The sequence below is a fragment of the Vibrio aestuarianus genome (genome assembly GCF_028858425.1).
Lineage (GTDB): Bacteria > Pseudomonadota > Gammaproteobacteria > Enterobacterales > Vibrionaceae > Vibrio > Vibrio aestuarianus.
Window position 1 is genome coordinate 2,598,823 of the sequence record NZ_JAKNYQ010000001.1, and the last position, 12,640, is coordinate 2,611,462.

Below are 12,640 nucleotides of genomic sequence, written 5' to 3' on the forward strand. Positions count from 1 at the left end.
CTTCCTGAAGACAGCACGGCTCAAGTTAACTAGCATTCACATAGCTAATGAAGAAAGGCAAAAGTGGCAGGTTTTGCTATCCCAAGATGAACTGCTTGCCAATTCTGCATCTTCTCAAGATATACTATTCGAAACCGAGGCTTTGGCTTCTACAACCCCTTATTAGGTGGATAAATTGAAATTTTACGCAGTATCTGATTTGCACTTGGATTTACACGGTATCCATCGGAGCTTTTGGCATAACTTCGATAATGACGCTGTTTTGATTATTGCGGGTGACACCGCCAATGCGCTCAATGGCATTGCGTATGTAAAAAATGTTCTTTGCTCTTACTTCAAAGCCGTTATCCTCATTGCAGGGAACCACGAGTGGTACGGTAGTAAAAGTAAATCTTACCGTTCTGGCTATCTGCACAAACAAGACTCAATAAGCTCCCCTGACAGCAGGTACTCCCCAATAGCAAAGCTAAAAGTGCACAGTGACACCACTGCGAACTTGTTTTTTCTGGATAATGAATCAATTGATTTCGATGGATGTACCATCTATGGCGGCACTCTTTGGTTTCCTATCCACACATATTCACCTGCTCTGATAGATGCGTACTCAGAGCTGATGAATGATACAAAGTACATCAGCCAGCAAATGATTGAAGAGCAGCACAAGGCATTCATTAACAACTTTCCAAGGAAAGTTGATATAGCGATATCTCATCATCTTCCATCAAAAGAAGCTTTTGCTGTCGAGCAAAATGCCAACAACGATTATGCTCCGTACTACCAAGCTGGTTTGAGCGACGAACTGATCTCTAAAGCACGATACTGGATTGCAGGTCATCAACACGATCCAGTAGAAAAGATCATTGCTGGCAGCACCACTTTCATTTGCAATCCAAAAGGCTCTATCCCACTCAAGTCAGGATGCTTGAAGATCAAGGCATACTACCTTTAAAGGAAAATGTTTTATTTGATTTATGAAAGCCTTTGGCTTTCACCTCCCAACCATTCTTTGTTTGTTCATTGATTACCTCCATTTAATGTTAAACCCATAGAAAAGTGAACAATTACAATGCATTACCTGCAAGCGTCAATCTTTATTGAGCCAGCCCTGCTTTTGCTAAAGACTAGCTTGTCCAGATTGACATTTGCTTATACTGAGTATGAAGCACTCACCATATACTCATTACTGCGCCTCGCTCCCCCACATAATCATGCGCACACCAAAATGCACTTTTACGCGCATTAAAATGTAAAACAAAACATTTTTATGCGCATTAAAATGTTTGAACTTGCATTTTATCGCGCATTTTTATGTAATAAGCATCGAACATGAAATCGCTATCACTAAGGTGGCTAGATGAAACGAACACTGCTTGAAAACCTACTCACCTGGAAAGGCAAGCCAACCAGGAAGCCTCTACTGATTGACGGAGCTAGACAAACTGGCAAAACATTCTTATTGCAGGAGCTATTAGGAAGTACATTCGAAAATGTCCTAAGGATCGATTTTTTAGAGAGTCCTGAGTTAATGGAAGCTTTTGCTGGATCTTTAAATCCTGATGACATCATCACCAATATTGAACTCTTAACAGGGCAAACCTTCGAACCATCTACAGATCTACTTATTTTAGATGAAATTGGTGAGTATCCTAGAGCGGTTACCGCACTTAAATACTTTGCAGAAAAGGCTCCCAAAGCTTATGTTGCTGCAAGTGGTTCCAATATTGGATTGCTCACCTCCTTCCCTGTTGGAAAAGTTGAACAGCACAATTTAAGGCCACTGACTTTCAGGGAGTTTTTGTGGGCATCTGGAGAGAAAGCTCTTCAAAAAGCGTTTGACCAAAAGCTGAGTTCTTCTGCGGCTCATTCCAAGTTAATCGAACTACTAACTGATTATTACTTCGTTGGCGGCATGCCTGAAGCCGTAAACTCATGGTTCAAAAACTCTCAACTCAGCATCATTGACCGAATTGAAGCCGTCTCTGAAGTCCATCGAAACTTAATTGAGGGCTACATGCGTGATTTCGGAAAATACTCTGGAAAAGTAGATGCGCAACTCATAGAGTCTGTATTTAGAAGCATCCCAGCCCAGTTATCTTCGGTATTCGATGACTCCGTTAAACGCTTCAAATTCAAAGGCGTTCACGAACGCAAATCTCGATATGCTGAATATGAAAGTGCGATCACATGGCTTCACAAGTGTCGACTTGCGCTAAAGAATCATCCTATTGAAGGACAACCTCGTTCTCCTTTAGCTGCTTATCAGAAGGAAAATGCTGTTAAATTATTTCTATTTGATGTGGGCCTGTTGAACCATATGCTCGGCACGGGTTACCGTGAAATCAAACAGCAAGGCTATGAATACAAGGGATATGTCGCAGAAAACTATGTTCAACAGGAAATCGCCGCACTAGGTATTGAACCAAGTTTCTCTTGGGGAGACGCAAGGGCTGAGATAGAGTTTATCATCGCTGATGACTTAGGCCGTATTGTGCCTGTAGAAGTAAAGAGCGGTAAGCGAACCCGAGCAAAATCATTGCAGTCTTACATCGAAAAGTGCAAGCCCCACAAGACGATCAAACTTACAGGCACTCAAGGCTCTCCAGTAACAGAGAAAGAGCACATAGTGATGCCACTTTACTACACTGAATACTTACTTGATCACCTAAGAGATCTAGATAAAAGCTAAGTGAGTAAGAACATATTCATTAATACCGAAGAATCCATGATATGAGCAATATTTGGCTCATATCATGTGAAACAAAGTGTTCAAACCTTTTGGTCTAAGAGTTGGTCTGATACTGTCCTCATCGAGTATGCTAAACTCATTGCTCGACAGTAATAAATCACCTGTTGATGAATAACCATTACATGTGGTTTTAAGATTATTTTGCTATGATTAATGCTGGTTTTAATAGCAAAAAGTTATACTTGGACGGGGGTTCAGTTCCTTTTGCAGTAGGAAATTGATGTAACATTTGATGCTACACCAAATTGGTAACACCAAGCTAATTACCTGAATTTTAAAATATTGATACTTTGGTTCAAATCCCGCCAGCCCACCAAACGTTTGGAAACAGCGTTATTTCAATAGGTTAGCGCCTTTTGGGATAGCGCTGTTTTTGTATGGGTGCCATACCTCATAAAGTCTATTCTTTACCTTATTCAACACCTTGCACCACGCATTCCCCTAACCATCTGAATATAAAGCAGTTACCAATAAAAAAGGGGTTATCCTATCCCCACAACTCTCTCGCCTACCAACGGGCGATGTTCAATTTCAGTCCGCCGTTGATGATTTTGAGTTACGAAAATACCTTACTTATTGGGATAAAATTGATGTCCCTAAAAGCTCGTTTTGTACAGGTTCATCATCTATCTGCACAGCAAACAATACTTTTATGCGCATAAAAAAGTAACGTTCAAACACTTTTACGCGCATTAAAGTGTATAAACTGTATTTTTGTATGTAGCAGCCATTCTTAATCTCCTCATTCACTTTGTTCATTTAAGGCAACTGTTCATTTATTATGAACAACCTGCATAACTGAACAAACAATTAACGCCCCACTCCCTATCGCAGCTTTCATAGCTAAAACAATCCATTCTGCTCATCAACAATTTTGACTTACAATCTATGAGTAATAATTTACTCACAAAGAGTCTCGACACACATTAATGAGTAATAATTTACTCATAACTTGAAAAAAAATGACTTTAAGAGTAAAGTTTTACTCATTGATAAGTAGAGGTGTTGTCGATGGAAGAACTAACCGTACAAGCTTTTATCAGAGGTGAATGGATAGATATTGGTATCATCTCATTCCCTAAAAGTAGCCAACATAATTTCCGAGTGACTGAACTCAACTACCTCAGCGACTATGCGCTAGAACATCACGATAAAGATGACTTTCACGCTGTTTCACTAAACCACCCTGTCTCATTCTTTTTTGATGACATGGGTAAACCTGGATGGTTAAAGTTTCTAGACGATATTATGCCTAGTGGCGCTAGTAGACGATACTGGGTCAAACACCTAGATATTGAAGACCTTAGTTCTGATGAACAAGACTATGTTTTGCTCAAGTTTGGCACAATGTCGCCTATTGGTAACTTAAGAATAAAAGACTCTCTTCCTGAGCGCTACGAAGTAGCAGACAACCTCTACTTCTCTGTTGATGATGTTAAAAATCGAGCAGGCGATTTCCTCGACTATGCACAGCAAAGAGGGGCAGCCGCAGGTGGTGCAACAGGGGCTGGAGGTGAGGCGCCAAAGCTGATCCTCCGATGTGGTTTCGATCATGGATCTGGCAGCGAAAAAATATGGATTGATCCATACCAAGATGACAATAGTAACCACGACTTACATTACTTAGTAAAGTACCCTAGAGGCTCAAGAAGCACCATCGACTGTAATATTCTAAGAGCTGAGTTCTACTTCTACCACGAGCTAACTGAAATGGGAGTTGAAACGATCTCCACCGGCGGTATGCGCTTGGAGGAAGGATTAAACTACCCTTCCTTATGGCTTCCTCGATTTGATGTTCAAATTATTGATCAACAAATAGAGAGATTTGGCATGGAATCTGTGTATTCCATTTTGAACAAAGGCGCTGGGGTCACTCTTGATCACGAAACAACAATCCGAACTCTCATAGAAAAAATTACTGAAAGCAATATGGTTAAACACCAAGGGTATAGGTTTGATACCCAAGCTTTCGTCATTGAATGGGTGAAGAGAGATCTACTCAACATCTTGTTTGGTAATAGTGATAACCATGGCAGAAACACTTCATTCTTAAAAGGTGATGGAGTCATAAAGCTTGCTCCCGTTTACGACTTCGCACCAATGAAAGCTGATCCTGAAGGCATTCCAAGAACAACAAAATGGAAAGCCCCACTAGAGGTTGGCGGAACTTACGACTTCGTAGGAATAGCGGATACCTTATCTGATCTCGTGCCAAAAGAAGTGTTATTACAAGAGCTAGAGGTTACTGCAAGTAAATGCATTGACTTAAAGCAGAGACTAACGTTACGAGGAGTACCAGAACAAATCTTAGAGATGCCAGCCGTTGGACTTAATCATATATCAGAAAAGCTCACTAAATGGGGGCTACTATGAATAAGCCAAGCAATAAAGAGTCCGTTCAAGATACGGTGGCTCGTCTAAGAGCAAACCGAAATCAACATCAGCCCAAGACTGGGACGAATGCAACTCATTCGACCAAAGAACGATCGCAACTTAATACTCCGGCTAGATCGAAAACCTCAAAAAACGCCAAAGCAGTAAGTGCAGCAGAACGCAAAACCGAAGCGAACAAAATCATTAAGCAGCTATTACTTGGTGAGCTTACACAAGGTCAAGCGTTGAAAAATTTACGTATTAATATACTGGGACTCAAACAGGATGTGTTCGCAAGACTTGTCGATGTTTCAAGAAAAACACTCTCAGATATAGAGAATGATCGGGGCAGCTACAATACAGAGATTCTCAACAAGGTATTCAAACCATTTGGCTTAAAAGTCGGGCTGCTCCCCTTTTCTACCGATGTATTAAAATCGCTATTGAGAGATGATGAGGATGAGTAAAATGTTCAGTATCAGCGCTCTTTATTTAGATTGAATTGCTATAACAAGCTAGTATTTTTAAATGAGTTGAGAATATGTGGACGTGGGTTCAGTTCCTTTTGAAGTAGGAAATTGATGTGACATTTGATGCAACACAAAATTGGTAACATCGATAAGTTACTGAATTTATGAAAAGTAAGACATCATTTTAACTCCCGCCAACCCACCACCTTCAAACAAAACACATGTAACAAAATGATTTAAAAGACTTTTATTCATCCTTTCAAAGCATTCTCACTATGGTCAGGATTAATTATTCAGGTGAGCCACACAATGACCACAAATAATTTTCTCAACCTCAACAGATTCAACACGTTTTACTTTCGCCACCGCATCCCGCTCACAAAGCAGATTTTGGCGCTATTAGAAGTAATGAAGCCGATTTGATTGAGGCAGGTTTACACTGCAAAAGTAAGATAGGATTCTTTGCGCGAGATCTCACCTTTACGATCAACTTGGTAGGTATTTGACTAAGCTCAATTAACCATTAATTTTATATGGAAACTTCATACGCACCCACTACATTAACAATTACTAATAAAATAATTACTAATACAAGGTGTCGATATGAAAAGGAATTTGAAGATCACCTTCAGTCTTGCACTGGCGATGGTGTCTGTACCTTTCCTAGTTCTGGCGCAGTCAACCGCCGACCACGCTACGTTTAAGCAACTTGAGGGGCCATTTAGTTCTGGCCCAGAAGTGACCAAAGCGTGTCTCGAATGCCATACCCAAGCAGCCGAACAAATTCAACAAACGTCTCACTGGACATGGGCGTTTGATGTCGGGTTTGAAGATAAGATCCTTGGCAAGAAAAACGTGATAAACAACTTCTGTATTTCAACGGCATCCAATGAGCCACGCTGCACTAGCTGTCACGTTGGTTATGGTTGGAAAGACAATACTTTTGATCATAGCAAGCAAGAAAATGTCGATTGCCTGGCTTGCCACGACAATACGGGGGAGTACAAAAAGTTCCCAACCGATGCGGGCCACCCAAACTATACCAGCAAAGAGTGGCCAACAGGTTCAGGTAAAATTCGCCAACCAGTTGATCTGAAAGCTGCCGCGCAAAGCGTTGGTGCCCCTTCACGGGAAACGTGTGGCGCCTGCCACTTTTATGGTGGCGGTGGTGATGGCGTAAAACATGGTGATATGGATTCTAGCTTAGTGACCCCCAACCGCGCATTGGACGTTCATATGTCGCCTGACGGAGCCAACTTTGCTTGTCAAGATTGCCATACCACTAGTGGCCACCAAACCGCTGGCTCTCGCTACCTGATGAACGCCAAAGATACTGAAGGCGTCGACTTTCCGGGTCATGGGGATCAAACCCGCGCCTCTTGCGAATCCTGTCATGGCCTTGAGCCTCACCAAGGTAACCGTTTAGCCAACCGACTCAACGAGCACGTAGCCAACATTGCGTGTTCTACCTGCCACGTACCCGAGTATGCGCGTGAAAACAAAACCAAAACGCAGTGGGATTGGTCAACCGCCGGCAATAAATCACGCCCAACCAGCAAAGATGATGAAGGCTACATCACCTATACCCCGAAAAAAGGGGACTTCACATGGGAACGTAACGTTGTACCTGACTATGCCTGCTTTAATGGCGAGATGAGTTACACCACAATTGGCGAGAAAATCACCCCCAATGCACAAGGTGTCGTTGAGCTGACACAACCGCAAGGACACTGTGGAGACGACGACAGCCGCGTGTGGCCATTTAAAATTATGCGCAGCAAACAGCCTTATGACACCGTCAATCAAATCATGGTGACGCCGCATCTATTTGGGAAAGACGAAAACGCCTATTGGAAGCATTTGGATTGGGATAAAGCGGCGACGGCCGGCATGACCGCCACGGGCAACCAATACAGTGGTGATATGACATTTGTTGATAGTGTGTACCACTTCCCTATCGTACATATGGTGGCACCGAAAGAACAAGCACTCAAATGTGGGGCGTGCCATGCTGAAGACGGTCGCCTCGCCAAACTCTCCGGCTTTTACATGCCAGCACAAACCTCAATGTCGCGACTCGATACCATCGGCTGGCTAATCGTACTAATGACCCTACTGGGGGTAATAGGCCATGCACTGATGAGAGCAAAAGGGAAATCATCTAACCAAGGAGATTCATAATGAAAGTGGTGATTTATAAGCGATTCGAACGCTTTTGGCACTGGAGCCAAGCCTTGTTGATGATGGCCATGTTAGTGACCGGCTTTGAGATTCATGGCACTTACAACTTACTGGGGTTCGGAACCGCCGTTTTGTGGCATGAGTATTGTGCGTTTGTGCTGATGACCTTATGGGCTTTTGCGATTTTTTGGCATTTTACGACTGGCGAATGGCGACAATATATTCCAACCACAAACAAACTCGGTGCTGTCATCGATTTTTACCGCCGCGGAATTTTCGCCGGTGAACCTCACCCATTTCACCCAACGGCAGAGCTAAAACTCAACCCACTTCAGCGTCTTGCCTACCTTGGCTGGAAGCTGATGATGGCACCCCTTATCTGGGTAACTGGGCTATTGCTACTGTTCTATACGAAGTGGGACAGTTTGGGGCTCGGATTTTTCTCCTTAACTTGGGTCGCCACCTTGCACGTGGTGGCTGCCTTTATGGTATTGGCCTTTCTCATTGGCCATGTTTATATGACCACCACAGGTGAAACGCCGATCGCTCATATTAAAACGATGCTGCGCGGCTACGAAATAAAAGAGCCCCAAGACTAACCAAGCGCGCACAACATAAAACCCCAAAGCTTAAGCTCTGGGGTTTTCTTAGTTTAGTTTGATACCCATCGTTCTAAATAACACTTCACTCTTACGGATTAAACGGCCCGACTTTGTCACCGTTCAGGCAAAACGGTGATAGCGATATCCAAACATATGCTTAACGACTCAAACAGCTAAAAGCAGCAATTAGTAGAAAGCCATCAACATCAACATCAACATCAACATCAACATCAACATCAACATCAATAATAATGTCGTTGTGACGAACGGATGCTACCAACAATACCGCAGCTTTAAATCATAGGGATGATTAATAAAGTATTGATCTATTCAACCTTCGCCTGAATAAAATCTAGCACTTTAGTGACATAGGGCTGGGTATCAAAAATCGGATCACCATGATGAGCCCCATCGACTAAATAAAGATGATTTTCTACACCATAGCCGTCAAGTACACTTTTTAAGTGCTCACTTTGGCTATACGGTACCGTGGTATCATTAAGGCCATGAAAGATAATAAAAGGTGGTGTTGTGTTATTAATATAGGTTGTTGGAGAAGCCCACTTAGCAAGCTCAGCATCTTCTCTTGGTGATTTACCCAGCATTTTGGCTTGTGATGAGTCTGGCGCGTCATGGTCGATTGCTCCGCTGTTTCCTTTCAGTTCAACAAGATCGCTCGGTCCAAAAAAATCCACCACCGCAGACACTTTATAGCGCGGCTCATTCCCTGCTAGGTAAAAGCCATTATCATAAGTATTAGACGTCGCCGCTAACATCGCCAAATGCGCCCCCGCAGATCGGCCCATCATCACAACGCTATCGTTCTTTAAAGAGTACTCCTGATGGCGATCAATCAGATAATTGATCGCATCGTTAATATCTGCGACCGGTGCAGGAAACGTTGCTTCGCTACTTAAACGGTAATTTATCACCGCAACAGCGTAACCATGGTTTAACAACGTGTTCGCTAATCGCCCATTTTTAGTGAGAAATTCATCTTTCGATCCACGCATCCATGCTCCACCATGAACCCACACCAGTAAAGGTACCACTTGTTGCTGGCTAGGTAGATAAAGGTCCAACTCAAGAGTCTTCCCATTCACTGTCTTATAATCGATAGTTTGTTTTTGAGCTGGAACTGGTGTGGCCTCATATCCACTTTTCACACTACATCCAACTAAACTAACGGTACTAATCAGCATGGTTAGCAGTACTGTTACTCTTTTCATTACAATGATCTCTTCAAGTAAAATACGCATCAATATTAAAGTGCTCGCTTAGTCTATCCAGTCTATTTGCATTTATTTACACTAAACTTTGCGACTTAAACACTCACTTCAGCCATTGGCTGGCAGATAGCGTTGGATGAAACGTATGACAACCGGAACGTATTGCTCCGTGTCAAAAACTTTCGCGCTATGGCCTACGTCTGGTTCAATCAAAAGTTGATTCTCAACTCCGTGTTGATCTAGCTGTTTTTTAAACTCGATACTTTGCGCTATCGGTACTTGTTTATCCTTATCGCCATGCAGCAAAATAAACGGCGGCGTATTCTGGTTAACATAAGTCGTAGATGATGCCTGTTTCGCGATTGCAGGAATGATGCTCGGCGTATCACCTAAGAAACGAGAAACTGATGACTTATTACTCGCGATCTTGCCACCCTTTTTGCCAAGCGCTAACAGGTCTGTCGGACCAAAAAAGCTCACGACAGCTTTTACCTGATATTTGGGTTTCTCATAGAACTCAATATTGCCATGCGCATTCGTCGTTCCTATTAAACCGGCTAGGTGTCCGCCAGCAGAGCGTCCCATCATCACCAAATTATCTGCTGCTATATGGTATTGCTGCGCATGGTCATGAAGAAAGTTAAGAGCATCGTTAATGTCTTGCACAGGCGCAGGAAAGGTAGCCTCTCCGCTTAAACGGTAATCCAAAGCTGCAAGTGCATAGCCCTTTTCAATAACAGATTGCAATAACAATGGATTATTAGTGGGAATCGCATCCTTACTACCTCGTTTCCAAGCGCCACCATGCACCCACACCAAAAGCGGATAAGGTTGAGTACGTTGCAATTTAGGTTTGTAGAGGTCGAGTTTAATCTCTCGACCTTGAACAGTTTTGAACACGATATCTTTGGTAACCACAGCACTATTTAAGGTGTTCGCATGCACATTTGCAGTCAGCATGCTCAGCGAAATAACACTAAGCAAGGTAATGATTTTCTTCATTGATTTAAAATCCAACATTAAAACGATGCTTCTGCAGCAACCCAGTAACGGCGACCATCTTCAACGTAACCATATTCATCGTAAGTCGTTTCCGCATCGAATAGGTTGTAGATGCCTGCCATCAGCTTGAGTTGGCGATTGATTTGCCAATTACCACCAAAGTCCACATAAGTAATTGAAGGCGCTGAGACATTGAGCGAATCCACCGTGATTGGATTGGACTCTTCACTACGATAAGACACACGAAGCCACGAGTTAACATTATCACGAATAGCCCAGTCTGCATTCAGCGCAATTAAGTGCTCTGGCGCTTGCGTCAACGGTTGACCTTTATCTTCACCCGACTTCTTCTCACTGTAGGTATAGGTGTAAGTCGCGCCTACGTTGATCGTTTCAGTGATGCCTTTATTGATCGAGCCCTCCGCACCATAAGTGATCGCATCTTCGATGTTCACATAGGTAGAATCACACGCACGCCCAGTACAACTTGGGTCTAGGTTTACATTATCGATCTTATCTTTAAAATCATTGTAGAACACGGTTAGACTGGAATTCAGATCGTTTACACCTGAGAAATACACACCTAGTTCAGTGTTAACTGAGGACTCTGGTTTCAAATCTGCATTTCCGTAAACCTCACACCTACCGTTACAGCTTTCTTGCGTCCAATCATCTTCCATTTCAGTCAAGCTTGGAGCACGATAACCCGTTGAAACTCCGCCCTTCATCGTCCATTCTGGATTTAGTGTCCAAACACCGTACACTCGCGGACTAAGATGCGAGTTAAACTGTTCGTTATCGTCGTATCGCAAACCCAGAGTTAAAGCAAAGTCATTCGTCAGGTACCATTCATCTTCAGCAAATACCGACCATTGCGAGTTCTTGAAAACAAAATCACCGTTATCTAGTTCTTCACTTTCAAATGCAGCACCGATTGAAATGTAATGCATACCAAATGCTTTGGACCATTGAGTATTGGCATTGATATTTTGTACTTCTAAACCGCGCCCTACATTTTCAACCGTTTCAGTGCTGATGTATGAAGAACCAGTTACAGATTCATAGTTAGCATCATGTGCAATACCAATCGATTGACGGTTATTGTTGGTCGCAGAGCTCTTAGTCCTAGACTTCCCTTCCGTGTTCACTCGCTCTTGATCGTGGTGAGTGTAATCAAGGGTGAATGTGTCTTCTTCTGTTGGTGTGAAATACACAGACGCACGATAGTTCTCAAGTGTTTTACCGCCATTTGCATAAAGAATTTCATCTTCAATGCGCTCTTGATACATACCTGAGATCGCAGTGCTCACCAAGCCATCAACCAATGGACCTGCGAGGTAGATTTCACCTTGATAGAAATTGCCCGACTTGCTGTTTTCTTGCAGCGTTGCTTCCGCGCGTACACTACCCGTCCACTCAGGGAAATCTTTGCGCGTAATAATGTTGATCACACCACCGATGGCATCGGAACCATACAAGGTCGACATAGGGCCACGCACCACTTCAATACGCTCAATCGCATTAAGCGGAGGTAACCAATCCTGCTCAAAACCTCCCCCGCCACTGACCTGTGTTTCGCGACCAGATTGCTTACGTCCATCAACGAGAATTGCCGTGTAATCTGACGGCATACCACGCAAAGAGATCTCTTGACGAGAACCACCTCCAGTAATGACAACACCTGGAATGTCTTTCAAAGCATCGGTTAGATCTTTATAAGAACGGTTTTCGATTTGCGTATGGTCGATCACACTGATCGATGCTGGCGCTTCTAATGTCGATTGTTCATAACCAGAAGCCGTTACCACTATGGTTTCCATAATAGTGTGGTCTTCCTGCGTTTGAGATTCAGCAAAAGAAGCAAAAGGGAGTATCGCTGAAATACCTGCGGTAGCATTTACCGCAGTGCGACAAACAAATGGGATATTCTTAAGCATTTTTGACAACCAATTTCATTTGCAACTGATAATTGTTATCAATTAAACCTTCATTACCCCATACTTTCAATCAATACAGTATGCACAATATCGAATCCAA

At 42.9% G+C, this 12,640-nt stretch carries 10 protein-coding genes; 6 read left to right on the top strand and 4 right to left on the bottom strand.

The features are described from left to right. Nucleotides 1-175 precede the first annotated feature (175 nt). The 6 genes from MCT08_RS11875 (at nucleotide 176) to MCT08_RS11900 (ending at nucleotide 8,369) form a co-directional block, all read left to right on the top strand. Nucleotides 176-949 (top strand): metallophosphoesterase, encoded by a 774-nt coding sequence (locus tag MCT08_RS11875; protein ID WP_080535710.1) that lies wholly within the window; start codon nucleotides 176-178, stop codon nucleotides 947-949. Nucleotides 950-1,354: 405 nt separating this feature from the next. Continuing rightward, on the top strand, nucleotides 1,355-2,686 hold the full coding sequence (locus MCT08_RS11880; RefSeq protein ID WP_274678477.1) for an ATP-binding protein: 1,332 nt from the start codon (nucleotides 1,355-1,357) through the stop codon (nucleotides 2,684-2,686). 1,071 nt (nucleotides 2,687-3,757) lie between these two features. Next, complete coding sequence (locus tag MCT08_RS11885) at nucleotides 3,758-5,119, top strand: type II toxin-antitoxin system HipA family toxin (protein WP_274678478.1); 1,362 nt, start codon at nucleotides 3,758-3,760, stop codon at nucleotides 5,117-5,119. Continuing rightward, entirely contained in the window at nucleotides 5,104-5,586 is a 483-nt protein-coding gene (locus tag MCT08_RS11890) for a helix-turn-helix transcriptional regulator (protein ID WP_274678479.1), read from the top strand. Before MCT08_RS11885 ends, MCT08_RS11890 begins: the two co-directional genes overlap by 16 nt. A 606-nt stretch (nucleotides 5,587-6,192) precedes the next feature. Further along, complete coding sequence (locus tag MCT08_RS11895) at nucleotides 6,193-7,770, top strand: tetrathionate reductase family octaheme c-type cytochrome (RefSeq protein WP_274678480.1); 1,578 nt, start codon at nucleotides 6,193-6,195, stop codon at nucleotides 7,768-7,770. Next, a complete protein-coding gene (locus tag MCT08_RS11900) occupies nucleotides 7,770-8,369 on the top strand; it encodes a cytochrome b/b6 domain-containing protein (RefSeq protein WP_274678481.1) in 600 nt (199 codons plus the stop codon). The genes MCT08_RS11895 and MCT08_RS11900 overlap by 1 nt, the downstream gene beginning before the upstream one ends. A gap of 160 nt (nucleotides 8,370-8,529) precedes the next feature. Here MCT08_RS11900 and MCT08_RS11905 read toward each other — a convergent pair whose 3' ends face one another. The 4 genes from MCT08_RS11905 to MCT08_RS11920 form a co-directional block, all read right to left on the bottom strand. After that, nucleotides 8,530-8,655 (bottom strand): hypothetical protein, encoded by a 126-nt coding sequence (locus MCT08_RS11905; RefSeq protein ID WP_274678482.1) that lies wholly within the window; start codon nucleotides 8,653-8,655, stop codon nucleotides 8,530-8,532. A 43-nt stretch (nucleotides 8,656-8,698) separates the two neighbouring features. Continuing rightward, nucleotides 8,699-9,601, bottom strand: coding sequence for an alpha/beta hydrolase (locus MCT08_RS11910; protein WP_274678483.1), 903 nt, complete (start codon nucleotides 9,599-9,601; stop codon nucleotides 8,699-8,701). A 108-nt stretch (nucleotides 9,602-9,709) separates the two neighbouring features. Continuing rightward, nucleotides 9,710-10,603 carry an alpha/beta hydrolase gene (locus MCT08_RS11915; RefSeq protein WP_053310463.1) on the bottom strand — a complete coding sequence of 298 codons (894 nt, stop codon included), beginning with the start codon at nucleotides 10,601-10,603 and terminating at the stop codon, nucleotides 9,710-9,712. 17 nt (nucleotides 10,604-10,620) lie between these two features. Then, entirely contained in the window at nucleotides 10,621-12,540 is a 1,920-nt protein-coding gene (locus tag MCT08_RS11920; RefSeq protein WP_274678484.1) for a TonB-dependent receptor domain-containing protein, read from the bottom strand. Nucleotides 12,541-12,640: the final 100 nt, after the last annotated feature.